We start from the raw sequence: 16,655 nt of genomic DNA, 5'->3' as shown, positions 1-16,655 counted from the left end.
ATTTTAGTGAGAGTGAAACTACTTATTATCTTTCACTTCTTCAAACTCAGCATCCACAACATCATCATTTGGTTTGCCGTTGCTTTGCGCTTGTTGTGGCTCGCCTTGCGGTTGGGCGAGTTGTGCAAGTTTTTGAGCAACTTCGGCAAGCGCTTTAATTTTTGCTTCAATAACAGCTTTGTCTTCGCCTTTCGCCGCTTTTTCCAAGTCGCTTAATGCGTTTTCGATGGTACCGCGATCTGCCGCAGGCACTTTATCACCCGCTTCGTCTAATTGTTTACGCGTGCTGTGAACTAAGTGATCCGCTTGATTGCGGGCTTGTACCAATTCTTCAAATTTACGGTCGGATTCAGCGTTCGCTTCGGCGTCACGCACCATTTGTTGAATTTCTTCATCGCTTAAACCGGAAGAAGCTTTGATGGTAATTTGTTGCTCTTTACCTGTGCCTTTATCTTTTGCGGAAACGTGAATAATACCGTCCGCATCAATGTCGAAAGTCACTTCAATTTGCGGCATACCGCGTGGAGCCGGGTTGATGCCTTCAAGGTTGAATTGACCCAAAGATTTATTGGCTGACGCTTGTTTACGTTCACCTTGTAACACGTGAATAGTTACCGCACTTTGGTTATCTTCCGCAGTAGAGAACACTTGTGATTTTTTAGTCGGAATCGTCGTATTTTTCTCAATTAAAGTGGTCATCACACCGCCCATGGTTTCGATACCAAGAGAGAGCGGAGTAACGTCTAACAATAATACGTCTTTCACATCGCCGGCTAACACACCACCTTGTACCGCTGCACCGATTGCAACGGCTTCGTCCGGGTTCACGTCTTTACGCGGTGCTTTGCCAAAGAATTTTTCCACTTCCTGTTGAACCAACGGCATACGAGTTTGACCGCCCACTAAAATCACGTCGTCGATTTCAGACGGAGATTTGCCGGCATCTTTTAACGCAATACGTACAGGTTCAAGAGATTTCGCCACGAGATCTTCAACTAAAGACTCTAATTTCGCGCGAGTCAATTTGATATTCAAGTGTTTAGGACCGGTTGCGTCCGCTGTGATATAAGGAAGATTCACATCGGTTTGTTGTGCGGAAGAAAGCTCAATTTTGGCTTTTTCTGCAGCTTCTTTCAAACGTTGCATAGCAAGCGGATCATTACGTAAATCGATACCTTGTTCTTTTTTGAATTCATCGACTAAATAGTTGATGATGCGGTTATCGAAATCTTCACCACCTAAGTGGGTATCGCCATTAGTTGCCAATACTTCAAAAGTTTTTTCGCCACCTACTTCATCGATTTCGATGATAGATAGGTCGAATGTACCACCACCTAGGTCGTAAACCGCAATTGTGTGGTTACCTGTACCTTTATCTAAACCATAAGCCAATGCGGCGGCTGTCGGTTCGTTGATGATACGTTTAACGTCTAACCCTGCGATACGACCGGCGTCTTTGGTTGCCTGGCGTTGTGCATCGTTAAAGTATGCCGGCACAGTAATCACCGCTTCGGTAACCGGTTCGCCCAAGTAATCTTCGGCCGCTTTTTTCATTTTTTTCAACACTTCGGCAGAAATTTGCGGAGGGGCTAATTTCTCACCTTTCACTTCGACCCATGCATCGCCATTGTCCGCTTTGGTAATTGCAAACGGCATAATGTCGATGTCGCGTTTTACTTCTTCGTCTTCAAAACGACGACCGATTAAACGTTTAATTGCAAATAAGGTGTTTTTCGGATTAGTCACCGCTTGGCGTTTTGCCGGTTGACCCACTAACGTTTCGTTATCATTTGTATAAGCGATGATTGACGGAGTGGTGCGATCGCCTTCGGCATTTTCGATTACGCGAGGTTTGTCACCATCCATTACAGCCACACAAGAGTTGGTTGTACCTAAGTCAATACCAATAATTTTTCCCATTTTGTACTCCTAAGTAAAAATTTAAATTTAGTGTAATTTGTTACGAACTGTAAGATGTGGATGTTCTTTCGCATTTCAAGAGAAAATTTTAAAAAATTTCATTTTGTTAAAAATGCGCACATTCCGGTTTGTGTTCCGCAACATAAGAGCATATGGAAAATCTTCAAGGGGGAAGCTGAAAAAATATGAAATTACACCTATTCAGTTGCCTTTGAGACAGTGGAAGGTCGTAATAGCACCGCATTGGAAGTGCCTCCAATGCGGTGCTATTACAGAAGGTGAAATTCCCGTTCGGTTCGTTTTGCTAAAGACTTCTCAAGTATTTGCGTGAGCATTACATTGGAACAAAATAGACAAAAAGTGAAATACTAGGAAAAATACGGTAGAATCCCGAGCGATTTTCACATCTCATGACTCATTAAAAGGATAATTTATGAAAAAATCAAAAGTTGCTATTGGCGTAATTGCGGTACTCGGCGCGGCTTGGATTGGTGGTGCGTGGTTCACCGGTCAAACGGCGGAAACCGAATATAAACGCCAAATTGAGCAAGCGAATCAAAAATTCAAAGCTCTTGGCGTATCGGATTCCTTGAATGTGGAATTCAAAAATAAGTCTTTTGACCGCGGCTTATTCAGTTCTCAAGTGGAAGATGAAGTGGTGATTTCCCTTCCGCAAGCGCAAAAACAATTGACGATTCCGTTTTCTACCAAACTTTATCACGGCCCGTTACCGTTGAATCGTTTAGCGCAGCTAAATTTCTTACCGGTAATGTATGCGGCGGAAGGTTTTATTACTAAAAACGAAAGTACGCAAGCCTTATTCGAAACCATAAAAGCGGACAAACCCATTCAATATTATGCCTCGACCGGTTACGGTTTAAACACCAAAGGCGGATTTGAATTGGCAGGCGGTGAATTTGTTGATCCCCAATCGGCAAACAATAAGATTTCTTGGTCGAATATCGTTACGGATTTTGATGTCAATAAAGATTTGGCGGGAACATATAATGTACGAATTGATGCGCTCGGTATGGATTTTGCCAATTTAGGCGGTAATGAGCTTGAATCCGTGAAATTGAAATGGCAAGGCATTCGATTTGATACCGCCTTTGCGCCGACAAAATGGGCTTATCTTTATACCGGAAAAGGCTCTTCTTCCGTAGAAAGTTTGGAAATGACCGGTTTGGATGAAAACGGTAAAGCGATATCCTTCGTTGAAAAAGGCGTGAAGGGAACGTCCGAAATCAGTCTTGACGGAGATTTTGTTAGCTTAAAAGGAACCAATTCGGTCGATTCAATTAAAATTGATAACACAGACTTGGGAAAAGTGGTTTACAACTTGGAATTCAATCATTTAGAGGCTAATGCGATAAATGCGTTATTGGAATCTTTCGTTGCGATCTTTAACGCGGCAAAAGAACAGGGCGCGAATACGGACGCGTTAGTCGGTCAGTTGCTGGATACTTGGATAAACCAACACGGTATGGCGATTTTTAATAATCAGCCACAAATCAAGCTTAACCCGCTTTCAATTTCTGATGAACAAGGCAAACTCTTGTTGGATTTAAATATCGCGTTAGCGAAAAATCCGAAATTCGATTTAATGCGCGGCAATCTGTATAAACAATTTACCGATTTCGCGGTGGATATTCAGTTAGATAAAGCCACTGCGGAGAACCTCATGGTTAAACTTGCACCGAAAGAAGAGCAAAACGAGGTAAAAGCAATGGTTAAAGCCAAAATTGAAGAATTGGCGGCAGAAGGGGCGAAAAACGGTTTTGCGGTGAATAATGAGAAATCTGTAACCATGAAATTGGTGCTTGAAAACGGTGAATTGAAGTTAAATGGCCGGCCGGTACCGGAAGAACAAGTTCAAGGCATTCTTCTTATGTTGATAATGGGTGCAGCGATGCAACACTAGTTAACGGCAAGAACCAAACAAAAAGGCGATAAATGATTTATCGCCTTTTTTGTTTTTTAACTGCGGTTTTTTGAAAGTTTTAGTTTAAGCGTTCTTGTAAATAACCTTCATAATCGGGAATTTCAATTTCGACGTCTTGTTTGAATAACGGCGAAGTCAATAAAAAATCCGCTGATGCTTGATTGATGGCGACCGGAATGTTCCACACGGTAGCAATGCGCATAAGCGCTTTTACATCGGGATCATGCGGCGCGGCGTTCATCGGATCCCAAAAGAAAATCATTAAGTCGATTTTTTTCTCGGCAATCAGCCCGCCGAGCTGTTGGTCGCCGCCCATCGGGCCGCTTAATAACGAATGAATGTGTAAGCCGGTTGCACGCGCCAGCAAATGGCCGGTGGTACCGGTTGCGTAGAGCTGATGCGGTTTCAATGCGGTGCTGTGAGCGAGGGTCCATTGGAGCAGACTTTGCTTACAGCTATCGTGAGCCACAAGAGCGATACGTTTATGATTGGAAATGGTGCGAGATGTGGTGTTCATATAAGTTCCTTGAAGAATGAAAGGCGCTGAAACTTTAGAAGAATTATGCCGTCGGTGCAATATTTTCTGCGCAAATTTTAGCGGATTTACTTAAAAATTAATGAAAAATCATCGCGCTTTTACGGGTGAAAACGTTGCCGGTGGAGCCGGTACATCGGTGAAAATTTACTATCTTTATTGCAAAAAATCTTCTAAAATTTGCACGATTTGTTAAATGTTTGTAAAAGACAAACATTTTCTGACATCCGTGTTTGGCACCAGCCAAACTAACTTTTATTTAATTAACAGATAAGGAAAACCTATGTCTGAGATTTTAAAAAATGACGTGGATCCAATCGAAACCCAAGATTGGCTAAAATCATTAGATTCCTTGATTCGTGAGGAAGGCGTCGAGCGCGCGCAATACATCGTTGAACAAGTTATCGGTCAAGCACGTACTAGTGGCGTTTCATTGCCGACGGGTGTAACCACAGAATATGTGAATACGATTCCGGTTTCTGAGCAACCGGCGTATCCGGGCGATCAGGCTATCGAGCACCGCATTCGTTCTGCCGTGCGTTGGAATGCGATTGCGATGGTTTTACGCAGTCAGAAAAAAGATCTCGACTTAGGCGGTCATATTTCCACTTTCCAATCGGCAGCGACCATGTATGAAGTGTGCTATAACCACTTCTTTAAAGCGGCGACCGAGAAAAACGGCGGTGACTTAATTTTCTTCCAAGGCCACGCCGCACCGGGCATGTACGCACGTGCCTTCTTAGAAGGTCGTTTGACCGAAGAACAAATGGATAATTTCCGTCAAGAAGCGTTCGCCGACGGTTTATCTTCTTATCCGCATCCGAAATTAATGCCTGAATTCTGGCAATTCTCCACCGTTTCAATGGGGCTAGGCCCGGTGAACGCCATTTATCAAGCGCGTTTCTTAAAATACTTAGATAATCGTGGTTTGAAAGATACTAAAGATCAAAAAGTTTACGCATTCTTAGGTGATGGCGAAATGGACGAAATTGAGTCTAAAGGTGCCTTAACATTTGCTGCGCGCGAAGGCTTGGATAACTTAATCTTTACCATAAGCTGTAACCTTCAACGTTTAGACGGCCCGGTTAACGGTAACGGTAAAATTGTGCAAGAATTAGAAGGCTTATTCACCGGTGCAGGTTGGGAAGTGATCAAAGTATTATGGGGCAGCAACTGGGATAAATTATTCGCGAAAGATACTTCCGGTAAATTGACCCAGTTAATGATGGAAGTGGTGGATGGTGACTACCTAACCTTCAAGTCGAAAGACGGCGCTTACGTACGCGAACATTTCTTCGGTCGTTATCCGGAAACGGCCGCATTGGTAGCGGATATGACGGATGATGAAATCTGGGCATTACGTCGCGGTGCGCACGACAGCGAAAAACTTTACGCGGCTTATGTAAAAGCGCAAAAAGCGACTAAACCTGTCGTAATTTTAGCGCAACAAGTGAAAGGCTATAAAATCCCTGAAGCGGAAAGTAAAAATACCGCACACCAATCGAAAAAAATGTCTTACGACAGTCTTAAAGGTTTCCGTGACTATTTCCAACTACCATTAACTGACGAACAAGTGGAAAATCTTGAATATATCAAGTTCGCCGAAGGTTCCGAAGAATACAACTACTTACACGGCCATCGTAAAGCATTGGGCGGTTATGTGCCGGCGCGTAGAGCAAAATTTGATGTGGAATATAAAGTTCCTGCATTAGATGAATTTAAAGCGTTATTGGATGCGCAACCACGTGGTATTTCAACCACCATGGCGTTTACTCGTGTATTAAATACCTTATTAAAAGATAAAAATATCGGTAAAACTATTGTGCCAATCGTCGCGGACGAAGCGCGTACGTTCGGTATGGAAGGATTATTCCGTCAAATCGGTATTTATAATCCGCACGGTCAAAACTATGTGCCGTCAGACCGCGATTTAGTTGCTTATTACCGTGAAGCAAAAGATGGGCAGGTCTTACAAGAAGGTATCAACGAATTAGGTGCAACGGCATCTTGGCTAGCGGTAGCGAACTCATACTCTGTAAATAACCAACCGATGATTCCTTTCTTCATTTATTATTCCATGTTTGGTTTCCAACGTGTGGGCGATATGATGTGGGCTGCGGGCGACCAACTTGCGCGCGGCTTTATGATCGGCGGTACTTCAGGTCGTACAACTTTAAATGGTGAAGGCTTACAACACGAAGACGGTCACAGCCATATTCAAGCGAGCGTAATTCCTAATTGTGTCACTTACGATCCGTCATTTGCCTTTGAAGTTGCGGTGATCGTTCAAGATGGTATTCAACGGATGTACGGCGAAAAACAAGAAGACGTGTTCTATTACATCACCACTTTAAACGAAGTGACCGAACAACCGGCCATGCCGGAAGGTGCGGAAGACGGTATCCGTAAAGGTTTATATAAATTTGAAACCGTTGAAGGTAAAGGCAAAGGCCATGTTCAATTATTAGGTTCCGGTGCGATTATGCGTCACGTGCGTGAAGCGGCACAGATCCTTGCTAATGACTACGGCGTGACTTCCGATGTCTTCTCTGCGCCTTCGTTTAACGAATTGGCGCGCGAAGGTCATGATGCGGCACGTTGGAATTTATTGCACCCGACAGCAGAACAGCGTGTACCTTATGTATCGCAAGTATTGGCAGATTTACCGACTGTGGCATCAACCGATTATATTAAATCTTACGCCGAGCAAATCCGTGCATTCGTACCAACCAAATATTATCACGTGTTAGGTACCGACGGTTTCGGTCGTTCGGACAGCCGTGCAAATTTACGCGAACACTTTGAAGTGGATGCGCGTTATGTTGTAGTGGCGGCGCTTTCTCAATTAGCGAAAGAAGGTACGGTAACGAACCAAGTGGTTGCGGATGCCATTGCGAAATTCGGCTTGAATGTGGATCGCATCAATCCGCTCTATGCATAATTGATGAAAACTGCGGTCAAAAAATAAAAATTTTGACCGCATTTATTAAAGGAACAAACAATGTCAAAACAAATTCAAATTCCTGATATCGGTAGTGATGAAGTTACCGTAACTGAAGTGATGGTAAAAGTGGGCGACACCATTGCGGCAGATCAAAGCATTATTAGCGTTGAAGGTGATAAAGCCTCAATGGAAGTTCCGGCGCCGGAAGCGGGCGTGGTGAAAGAAGTGTTGGTGAAAGTGGGCGATAAAGTCACCACCGGCACACCGATGCTCGTTTTAGCATCTGCCGACGCGGCAGCTCCAGCTCCTGCGCAAGCCGCTCCGACACCTACAGCGCCTGCTGCGGCAAGCCTGGTTGAGGTGAACGTACCGGATATCGGTTCCGACGAAGTCAATGTTACCGACATCATGGTGAAAGTGGGCGACCGCGTAGAAGTTGATCAATCCATCATCAACGTTGAAGGCGACAAAGCCTCAATGGAAGTTCCTGCGCCAATTGCCGGTGTGGTGAAAGAAATTTTAATTAATGTAGGCGATAAAGTAACTACCGGCAAACTCATTATGAAGTTCGCCGTGGCGGACGCAGCACCGGCGGCTTCAACACCGGTGCAAGATGCACCAACAGCGGCTCCGGCAACAGCGACAATCAAAGATGTCAACGTGCCGGATATCGGTGGTGACGAAGTGAATGTCACTGAAATTATGGTGGCCGTCGGCGATACTGTTTCTGCAGAACAATCGTTAATTACTGTTGAAGGCGACAAAGCTTCAATGGAAGTTCCGGCTCCGTTTGCCGGCGTAGTAAAAGAAATCTTAGTGAAATCAGGCGATAAAGTTTCTACCGGTTCATTAATTATGCGCTTTGAAATAGCGGGAACTGTGGCGGGATCTACATCGAGCACCGCATTGGATGCGCAAGTTGCACCGGCTGCGACACAAACTGCGCCGACACCTGCAACATCGGCCCCAGCACCGCAAAGCGGCAATATTTCCGGTTTAAGCCAAGAACAAGTGGTGGCGAGTGCAGGTTATGCGCACGCAACGCCGATTATCCGTCGTTTAGCGCGTGAATTCGGCGTAAACCTTGATCGTGTGAAAGGTACCGGCCGTAAAGGTCGCATCGTTAAAGAAGATATTGAAGCTTACGTAAAAACCGCAGTGAAGGCTTTCGAATGCGGTGCTGTTTCGACAGTTCAACCGGGCAACGGGGCAGCGAACGGTGCGGGCTTAGGTTTGCTACCATGGCCGAAAGTGGATTTCAGTAAATTCGGCGAAATCGAAGAAGTAGAATTAAGCCGTATCAATAAGATTTCCGGTGCGAACTTACATCGTAACTGGGTGATGATCCCACATGTGACGCACTTCGACAAAGCGGATATCACCGATTTGGAAGCGTTCCGTAAAGAACAAAACGCCTTGTCCGAAAAACAAAAACTCGGCGTGAAAATTACGCCTGTCGTATTTATCATGAAAGCGGTGGCAAAAGCCTTAGAAGCCTATCCGCGTTTCAACAGCTCAATCACTGAAGACGCACAACGCTTGATCTTGAAAAAATACATCAACATCGGCGTAGCGGTAGATACACCGAATGGCTTGGTCGTGCCGGTGTTCAAAAACGTGAACAAAAAAGGCATCATCGAACTTTCTCGCGAATTGATGGAAGTCTCGAAAAAAGCCCGTGACGGCAAACTTACCGCATCGGATATGCAAGGTGGTTGTTTTACTATTTCCAGTCTCGGTGGCATCGGCACGACACATTTCGCGCCGATCGTAAATGCACCGGAAGTAGCGATTTTGGGCGTATCCAAATCTTCCATGGAACCGGTATGGAACGGTAAAGAATTTACACCGCGTCTAATTTTACCGATGTCATTGTCTTTCGATCACCGTGTAATCGACGGTGCGGACGGGGCGCGTTTCATTAGTTACATCGGTGCCGTATTAGCGGATTTACGTCGCTTAATTATGTAATCTGCAGGGTGGGCTTCAGCCCACCGATTAATGAGGTCTATTGGTGGGCTAAAAGCCCACCCTACAAAGATCGCAAGAAAGTGCAGTCAATATTTTAAACGTTTTTACGAGGTAAAAATGAGTAAAGAAATTAAAACCCAAGTCGTAGTACTTGGTGCCGGGCCGGCAGGTTATTCAGCCGCATTCCGTTGTGCGGATTTAGGCTTAGAAACCGTTCTGGTCGAACGCTATTCGACTCTTGGCGGCGTGTGTTTAAATGTCGGTTGTATTCCGTCGAAAGCCTTATTGCACGTGGCAAAAGTGATTGAAGAAGCCAAACAGGCAAATAAAAACGGCGTGTATTTCGGCGAACCGCGCATTGATCTGGATGAAGTGCGCGCGGGCAAAGAAGCCGTTGTCGCAAAATTAACCGGCGGTTTAGCCGGTATGGCGAAACAACGTAAAGTAACGGTCGTCGAAGGCTTAGCCGCGTTTACCGATCCGAATACCCTCATTGCGCGTGATCGCGATGGTCGTCCGACCACAATTAAATTCGACAATGCCATTATCGCGGCGGGTTCGCGTCCAATCGAATTACCCTTCATTCCGCATGAAGATCCGCGTATTTGGAATTCCACCGACGCCCTTAAATTAAAAGAAGTGCCAAAAAAATTGCTTATCATGGGCGGCGGTATCATCGGTTTGGAAATGGGCACGGTTTACCATGCGCTTGGTTCTGAAATTGAAGTGGTCGAAATGTTCGACCAAGTAATTCCGGCGGCGGATAAAGACATCGTTGCGATTTACACCAAACAAATCGAGAAAAAATTCAAGTTGATGCTTGAAACCAAAGTCACAGCAGTGGAAGCGAAAGACGACGGCATTTATGTTTCCATGGAAGGCAAAGCCTGCAACGATACGAAACGTTACGATGCGGTGCTCGTAGCGATCGGTCGTGTACCAAACGGTAAATTAATTGATGCCGGCAAAGCAGGCGTGGAAGTGGATGAACGCGGTTTCATTCGTGTTGATAAACAAATGCGTACCAATGTGCCGCATATTTTCGCCATCGGCGATATTGTCGGTCAACCGATGTTGGCACACAAAGGCGTACACGAAGGCCATGTTGCTGCGGAAGTAATTGCAGGTCAAAAACATTATTTTGATCCGAAAGTGATTCCATCCATCGCTTACACCGAGCCCGAAGTGGCATGGGTCGGTAAAACCGAAAAAGAATGTAAGCAAGAAGGGTTGAATTACGAAGTGGCAAAATTCCCTTGGGCGGCTTCCGGTCGTGCGATTGCCTCCGAATGTTCGGAAGGAATGACCAAACTGATTTTCGATAAAAATACCCATCGCATATTAGGTGGCGCCATCGTTGGCAGTAACGGTGGTGAATTATTAGGCGAAATCGGTCTTGCCATCGAAATGGGATGCGATGCGGAAGATATCGCACTCACTATCCATGCTCACCCAACTTTGCACGAATCCGTCGGTTTAGCGGCGGAAGTGTTTGAAGGATCGATTACCGATCTTCCAAATGCGAAAGCGAAGAAAAAATAATTAATTTTAAAATGATTAAAAGGCAATCCCGATGGATTGCCTTTATTTTTCCTAAAAATCACACGAATTTACATAAAAATATAATTTTAGCTGGCTATTTGAGGCTATATTTGATAGGCTTCTGAAAATTTTATTTCTTATATCTTTTCATTATTTCAAGATTTTTACTATGTTAAAGCGACTTTTCATAATTATCGGCCTGGCCACATTAGCCACTGCCTGTTCGAGCGGGAGCAATAACGCACATCACGGCAAAATCTCAGAAAGTGACGACGCGCAACTTAGCGGATTAATTGAAAACTTAGAAAATGGCAACGTTCGTCACAAATTAAAAACAAACCGTCCACAATTCAGCTTAGGTGATGACAAAGCCCTTGCCGCCGTTTATAACGAATGGGCGGGAACCCGTTATCGCATGGGCGGTACCGGCAAACACGGCATTGATTGTTCCGCTTTTATGCAAACCGCATTTTGGTCTGCTTACGGTATTGAACTTCCGCGTTCCACCGCCGAACAACGTTATTTAGGGCGTAAAATCGGCAAACACGAGTTACGCAAAGGCGATTTAGTCTTTTTCCGCCGCAATAGTCATGTAGGCGTTTATCTGGGCAACAACCAATTTATGCACGCCAGCACCAGTCAAGGTGTCACCATTAGTTCGCTGGATGAAGATTATTGGGCAAAAACCTACACCCAATCCCGTCGCATAATGTAAAAATGCACGCGCATTAAAGCAGGTTAAGGCCGAATCGATGAAAATCCGATTCGGCCTTTCTTTCGCCTTTTGCCGCCGGTTTACAGGCATAACAGCACCGCATTGAAAGCGCCTCCAATGCGGTGCTGTTTTGTATGTTCGCTAACAGGAATTTTCCGTTTAGTTCGACATTTTTATGATAGAATGCCGAGCCTAAAAAACCTTGATTTTTCTTTCATTTTATTGAGCTTATTTATGAACGCACAACTTGAACTCATCAAATCTTCCATCAAATCCATTCCTAATTATCCTAAGGAAGGCATTATCTTCCGCGATATCACTGCCTTGCTTGAAGTTCCGGCAGCATTTAAAGCAACGGTAGATTTAATCGTAGAGCAATATCGCGACAAAAACATCACCAAAGTGCTTGGCACCGAATCGCGCGGTTTTATCTTCGGAGCGCCGGTCGCGCTCGCGTTGGGCTTACCGTTTGAATTAGTGCGCAAGCCGAAAAAATTACCGCGCGAAACCATCTCGCAATCTTATCAACTCGAATACGGCGAAGACACCTTGGAAATTCACACCGACGCCATTTCTGCCGGCGATAACGTATTAATTATCGATGACTTATTGGCCACCGGCGGTACCGTCGAAGCCACAGTGAAATTGGTAGAACGCTTAGGCGGTAAAGTCAAACACGCCGCATTTGTGATTAATTTGCCGGAATTAGGCGGCGAAAAACGCTTAAGCGCGCTAGGTGTGCAGTGCTACACCTTAGTTAATTTTGCCGGCCATTAATGATCGAAATGAGCAACGGATCGAAATGAGCTACCAAGTTTTAGCCCGCAAATGGCGGCCGCAAACCTTTGAAGAAGTCGTCGGACAGGGGCATATCCTCACCGCGCTTTCCAACGGTTTAAAAGAACAGCGGCTGCACCACGCCTACCTGTTTTCCGGCACCCGTGGCGTCGGCAAAACTTCCATCGCGCGTTTGTTCGCCAAAGGCTTGAATTGCATTAAAAACGGCATCACGGATCACCCATGCGGTGAATGTGAAAATTGCAAAGCCATCGAGCAAGGCAACTTTATCGACTTAATCGAAATCGATGCAGCGTCGCGCACCAAAGTGGAAGACACGCGCGAATTGCTGGATAACGTGCAATACAAACCGGTCGTCGGCCGCTTCAAAGTGTATCTTATTGATGAAGTGCATATGTTGTCGCGTCATTCTTTCAATGCCTTGTTAAAAACCTTGGAAGAACCGCCCGAATACGTGAAATTCTTGCTCGCCACCACGGATCCGCAAAAATTGCCGGTCACGATCTTATCGCGCTGTATGCAGTTCCATTTAAAAGCCTTGGATGAAACGCAAATTTCTCAGCATCTCGCGCATATTCTGACGCAAGAACAGATCGAATTCGAACCTTTGGCTTTGGATAAACTAGCCAAAGCCGCACAGGGCAGTATTCGCGACGCATTAAGTTTAACCGACCAAGCCATCGCCATGGGCAACCGGCATATCACGGTGAACGTGGTAAACGCCATGTTAGGCTTGTTAGACGACGGCCAAGCCATCGACATCATCTATGCGCTGCACCAAGGCAACGGAGAAAACTTAATGAAAACCGTTCAATCCGTTGCAGACAACGGTGGCGATTGGGATGAATTATTGGTGGAAACCGCAGAAAAACTGCATCAAATCGCACTGCTGCAATTGTTGCCGCAAAAGGCCGATGAAGACGAACATTTGACGTTTCTGGCGCAACATATCGCACCGGAAGACGTGCAATTTTTCTACCAAGTGATGCTATCCGGCCGAAAAGAATTAAATGCTGCGCCGAATCGTCGTGCAGGCGCCGAAATGACATTATTGAGGGCATTGGCATTTCACCCAAAGTTCCTTACGGCAACAGCCGAGACTAATTCGCTCGAACCGCGTACTCCCGCACAAGAAGGTACAACGCAACGTTCCGGCAATGATATTGAGCTACCGGTGTTGTCGCAAAACACGAAATCCGCTTATCAAGCAAAAGGGACAGTCTCTTCTCCTCCCGCTTCCGCTGCATCGAACGTGCCAAATAGCACCGCATTGAAAAGCGCTGAATCCTCAAACAGCACCGCATTCAGCCTTGCCGGTTTGGCCGCATTGGATGCGCTGGAGCAACTCAATCAAATCGAACAAAACGAACGTCAAGCCCGACATGCCGAACAACAAGCGGCGGTGAGCGAAGCCTTGCATCAGCTGGATGCATTGGACGCACAAACAGCACCGCACCAAATGACCGTTCTTCCAGTGCGCACAATGACGCCGCCTCAGCCTCAAGCGCAACCAACGGCAAATCAAACTGCCGCGCCACAAACCGTGCAAGCCATCCGCGAAATCCCGAAAGACATACAAACCGTCGAAAATAGCATGGAAGACAACGCGGAAATCGAACAAGAAGAACAACAAATGCTTGACGCAGAAACCTATCGCTGGGAATGGAGCAATCCGGAATTAGCCAAAGTGGATAGCGGCTTGCGCCCTTCCGACATTAAACAGGCGATCTTGCAAGACATCACCCCGGAACTGCGTTTACGCATTGTTGCTATCACCCAAGAACAGGACGAATGGACGGACATCATCGAACGTTGCGGAGTAACCGGCTTTTCCAAAGAATTGGCGCTAAATTGTTGCTTGCTTGGCAAACACGAACACGAAATTCGGCTTGCACTGCATTCCGAAAAAGCACATTTGTGCCAAGATCGCAGCATTAAAATGTTAACGCAAGCCCTCGAACAACTTTACCGAAAACCGATTTCCGTCAAAATTCAATTAGACGATCGCAGCCTGCTCACCCCGATGGATTTACGCAAACAGGTCTATCAAAACTTGTGCGAACAGGCTCGTACCGAACTGCAACAAGACCCCAAATTATTGCGCTTACAAAAAGAGTTTGATGCTAAATTGGATACAGACAGCATCCGCCCGGTATAATCTCGTTTCACTCAAAATTTAACCAAAAAGGAAAAACTATGGCGTTTAGTTCGCTTTTTACTTTAATAGATGATATCGCCTCAATTCTTGACGACGTTGCCTTAATGACCAAAACCGCCGCCAAAAAAACCGTCGGCGTCGTGGGTGACGATCTGGCGCTCAATGCCAACCAAGTGGCCGGCGCCGGCGCAGAACGCGAATTGCCGATTGTTTGGGCCGTGGCCAAAGGTTCTTTTATCAACAAAGCGGTGTTAATTCCCATCGCCTTATTGCTCTCCGCGTTTCTGCCCAGCCTTATCGTGCCACTATTAATGCTCGGCGGCGCTTATTTGTGTTTTGAGGGCGTAGAAAAATTACTGCATAAATTTTTATCGCAAGCACAAAAGCAAGAACAACACAAACCGCAAGATAGGTTTAACGAAGCCGAAAAAATCAAAGGCGCAATTCGCACCGACTTTATTTTATCGGCAGAAATCATCATCATCGCCTTAGGCGAATTAACCCAAGCAGACTTATCAACGCGCATCGTCGCCTTATTACTTATCGGTATCGGCATTACCGCTTTCGTTTACGGCTTAGTAGCATTAATTGTTAAAGCCGACGATTTCGGCTTATACCTCATACAAAAAGGCACCCCAGCCCAACATATCGGCCGCGCGATTTTACTAATTATGCCGAAATTTATGCGCTCGCTAAACGTCATCGGCACCCTTGCCATGTTCCTCGTAGGCGGCGGCATTTTCGTCCACAACTTGGATTTTATTCACCATTTCCTCGAACAATACGGATTCGCCGACGGCTGGACAAGTAACCTCGCCGCCCTCATCATCGGCTTAATAATCGGCCTTCTCGCTTGCGGCGTAGTATTACCGGTAATAAAAATTTTCGGAAAACATTAAGATAAAATAAAGGCGCACCCAACGCGCCTTTAACAATTTGAAGTATTAAACCGGCACCGCATTGAACCCACAAAAAAACGCCCAACCGGGCGTTTCAAGGGCGAGGATACAGCCGCCGACTGTGAATAACGGTTTGAATCCGCACCTCATCGCCCGCTACATCATACACGATGCGATAACCGCGACAAAACGCCTCACGCATACCATCATCGCGCAACCTACCAATAGCATTTGGCATAAATGCAATCAATTCAAACGTTTTAATAAATTCCGCCATTAATCTCTCAGGCGTCGAAATAAAACCGGTGAAATCATAGACGCTGGCCAAAATTTCATCAACATCGCGTTCAGCCGATTGGGACAGAATCACCTTAGCCACAAACGCCCCCGATCAGTTCCTCCTCCTGCTTAGCTAATTCCGCCGCCTTACGCTCAATGGTTTTTTGCCATCTTACTTGCGCATCCTCAAGCGTCACAACCCGCCCGGCCTTAACATCCTCTTCCCCGCGACGAATCTTCTCCGCCAAAAATTCCTCATAACCTTCTTCTTTAAACATTTTTCACCTCCAATCTAACCGCGCCACTATACCCCCGACAACCACCAAAAGCAATCGAACCCATATCCCCCAACGGAGTAAAACCAACCCGAATTTACCACCATAGCTCGTCTCCCGTTGGTTGTTTACCATAAACAAAAGTGCTAGGATCCGGACTCAAAAAACAGGAGGTGTCTATGAACAAAAATGCGCCCTTGATTCGCGAAATTATTGACCGCACACAAACCATAAAAGGCGAACGAGTAGAAGGCAATAATGCGCAAGAAATCAAAACCAACGTTCAAACAATCTTAAAACAACAACTTAAAGCGGTATCGCCAAATGCTAGAGCGCAAACACATTAAATTTGTAGAAATCCATCATCTATTTACACAAATTAGCCTTGCGAAACAAATAACTCGCCCCACCTAAGGGCGAATTTTTACCCCACAAACCGCCAATTTTTTATCTTCATTCCAAAAAAAACTACCCCCACCGAAAATAATTTCTCGAAGAAACCCCGCTCCCCCCGTGTAAGCCGCCCTTATGGAGAGGGCATTTTTAGCTAAATTTGCTCTGTTTGAGCGCAGCGAGTTGCAAATTTAGCGTTAAGAAAATGCCCTCGGAATAAGGAATAGCAGCTTAGTCGGGTCGCCTTTCTTTTTGCTTACTTTTTCTTTGGCGAAGCAAAGAAA

The 16,655-nt window shown here is 45.6% G+C and carries 13 protein-coding genes; 9 read left to right on the top strand and 4 right to left on the bottom strand.

Annotated elements, in window-relative coordinates; genetic code table 11:
• Positions 1-18 precede the first annotated feature (18 nt).
• Positions 19-1,920: a molecular chaperone DnaK gene (gene dnaK, locus ACO59Y_RS00830; RefSeq protein WP_486129799.1), complete on the bottom strand. Its 1,902-nt coding sequence runs from the start codon at positions 1,918-1,920 to the stop codon at positions 19-21.
• Between the two features lie 433 nt (positions 1,921-2,353).
• On the opposite strand from dnaK, the gene ACO59Y_RS00825 reads away from it, so the two are divergent.
• The gene (locus ACO59Y_RS00825; protein WP_486129797.1) at positions 2,354-3,841 is read left to right on the top strand and encodes a YdgA family protein; all 1,488 of its coding nucleotides are present in this window, start codon (positions 2,354-2,356) and stop codon (positions 3,839-3,841) included.
• Positions 3,842-3,920: 79 nt separating this feature from the next.
• Here the strand turns inward: ACO59Y_RS00825 and mgsA are convergent, their stop codons facing one another.
• Positions 3,921-4,379 carry a methylglyoxal synthase gene (gene mgsA / locus ACO59Y_RS00820; protein ID WP_373603941.1) on the bottom strand — a complete coding sequence of 153 codons (459 nt, stop codon included), beginning with the start codon at positions 4,377-4,379 and terminating at the stop codon, positions 3,921-3,923.
• 301 nt (positions 4,380-4,680) lie between these two features.
• Here mgsA and aceE point away from each other — a divergent pair, with 301 nt between their 5' ends.
• The 7 genes from aceE (at position 4,681) to ACO59Y_RS00785 (ending at position 15,424) form a co-directional block, all read left to right on the top strand.
• Positions 4,681-7,338, top strand: coding sequence for a pyruvate dehydrogenase (acetyl-transferring), homodimeric type (gene aceE, locus ACO59Y_RS00815; protein ID WP_486129795.1), 2,658 nt, complete (start codon positions 4,681-4,683; stop codon positions 7,336-7,338).
• 60 nt (positions 7,339-7,398) lie between these two features.
• The gene (gene aceF / locus ACO59Y_RS00810) at positions 7,399-9,312 is read left to right on the top strand and encodes a pyruvate dehydrogenase complex dihydrolipoyllysine-residue acetyltransferase (RefSeq protein ID WP_486129793.1); all 1,914 of its coding nucleotides are present in this window, start codon (positions 7,399-7,401) and stop codon (positions 9,310-9,312) included.
• A gap of 117 nt (positions 9,313-9,429) precedes the next feature.
• A complete protein-coding gene (gene lpdA / locus ACO59Y_RS00805; protein WP_486129791.1) occupies positions 9,430-10,854 on the top strand; it encodes a dihydrolipoyl dehydrogenase in 1,425 nt (474 codons plus the stop codon).
• Positions 10,855-11,023: 169 nt separating this feature from the next.
• Complete coding sequence (locus ACO59Y_RS00800) at positions 11,024-11,569, top strand: NlpC/P60 family protein (protein ID WP_486129789.1); 546 nt, start codon at positions 11,024-11,026, stop codon at positions 11,567-11,569.
• Between the two features lie 234 nt (positions 11,570-11,803).
• Complete coding sequence (apt, locus tag ACO59Y_RS00795) at positions 11,804-12,346, top strand: adenine phosphoribosyltransferase (RefSeq protein WP_486129787.1); 543 nt, start codon at positions 11,804-11,806, stop codon at positions 12,344-12,346.
• A gap of 25 nt (positions 12,347-12,371) precedes the next feature.
• Positions 12,372-14,525, top strand: coding sequence for a DNA polymerase III subunit gamma/tau (gene dnaX, locus ACO59Y_RS00790; RefSeq protein ID WP_486129785.1), 2,154 nt, complete (start codon positions 12,372-12,374; stop codon positions 14,523-14,525).
• Between the two features lie 38 nt (positions 14,526-14,563).
• A complete protein-coding gene (locus ACO59Y_RS00785; RefSeq protein WP_486129783.1) occupies positions 14,564-15,424 on the top strand; it encodes a DUF808 domain-containing protein in 861 nt (286 codons plus the stop codon).
• 94 nt (positions 15,425-15,518) lie between these two features.
• Here ACO59Y_RS00785 and ACO59Y_RS00780 read toward each other — a convergent pair whose 3' ends face one another.
• Together ACO59Y_RS00780 and ACO59Y_RS00775 are read right to left on the bottom strand one after the other, a co-directional pair.
• The gene (locus ACO59Y_RS00780; protein WP_486129781.1) at positions 15,519-15,803 is read right to left on the bottom strand and encodes a type II toxin-antitoxin system RelE/ParE family toxin; all 285 of its coding nucleotides are present in this window, start codon (positions 15,801-15,803) and stop codon (positions 15,519-15,521) included.
• Complete coding sequence (locus tag ACO59Y_RS00775) at positions 15,796-15,981, bottom strand: hypothetical protein (RefSeq protein WP_486129779.1); 186 nt, start codon at positions 15,979-15,981, stop codon at positions 15,796-15,798. The genes ACO59Y_RS00780 and ACO59Y_RS00775 overlap by 8 nt, the downstream gene beginning before the upstream one ends.
• Before the next feature lie 176 nt (positions 15,982-16,157).
• On the opposite strand from ACO59Y_RS00775, the gene ACO59Y_RS00770 reads away from it, so the two are divergent.
• Positions 16,158-16,325: a hypothetical protein gene (locus ACO59Y_RS00770; RefSeq protein WP_486129777.1), complete on the top strand. Its 168-nt coding sequence runs from the start codon at positions 16,158-16,160 to the stop codon at positions 16,323-16,325.
• Positions 16,326-16,655: the final 330 nt, after the last annotated feature.

This window comes from Rodentibacter sp., from assembly GCF_057314195.1.
This window is presented reverse-complemented; position numbering and strand designations above follow the sequence as displayed.

Excerpts from the sequence above, each read along its gene's own strand:
- dnaK (WP_486129799.1), bottom strand. The coding sequence starts at position 1,920 with ATGGGAAAAATTATTGGTATTGACTTAGGTACAACCAACTCTTGTGTG.
- ACO59Y_RS00825 (WP_486129797.1), top strand. The coding sequence starts at position 2,354 with ATGAAAAAATCAAAAGTTGCTATTGGCGTAATTGCGGTACTCGGCGCG.
- mgsA (WP_373603941.1), bottom strand. The coding sequence starts at position 4,379 with ATGAACACCACATCTCGCACCATTTCCAATCATAAACGTATCGCTCTT.
- aceE (WP_486129795.1), top strand. The coding sequence starts at position 4,681 with ATGTCTGAGATTTTAAAAAATGACGTGGATCCAATCGAAACCCAAGAT.
- aceF (WP_486129793.1), top strand. The coding sequence starts at position 7,399 with ATGTCAAAACAAATTCAAATTCCTGATATCGGTAGTGATGAAGTTACC.
- lpdA (WP_486129791.1), top strand. The coding sequence starts at position 9,430 with ATGAGTAAAGAAATTAAAACCCAAGTCGTAGTACTTGGTGCCGGGCCG.
- ACO59Y_RS00800 (WP_486129789.1), top strand. The coding sequence starts at position 11,024 with ATGTTAAAGCGACTTTTCATAATTATCGGCCTGGCCACATTAGCCACT.
- apt (WP_486129787.1), top strand. The coding sequence starts at position 11,804 with ATGAACGCACAACTTGAACTCATCAAATCTTCCATCAAATCCATTCCT.
- dnaX (WP_486129785.1), top strand. The coding sequence starts at position 12,372 with ATGAGCTACCAAGTTTTAGCCCGCAAATGGCGGCCGCAAACCTTTGAA.
- ACO59Y_RS00785 (WP_486129783.1), top strand. The coding sequence starts at position 14,564 with ATGGCGTTTAGTTCGCTTTTTACTTTAATAGATGATATCGCCTCAATT.
- ACO59Y_RS00775 (WP_486129779.1), bottom strand. The coding sequence starts at position 15,981 with ATGTTTAAAGAAGAAGGTTATGAGGAATTTTTGGCGGAGAAGATTCGT.
- ACO59Y_RS00770 (WP_486129777.1), top strand. The coding sequence starts at position 16,158 with ATGAACAAAAATGCGCCCTTGATTCGCGAAATTATTGACCGCACACAA.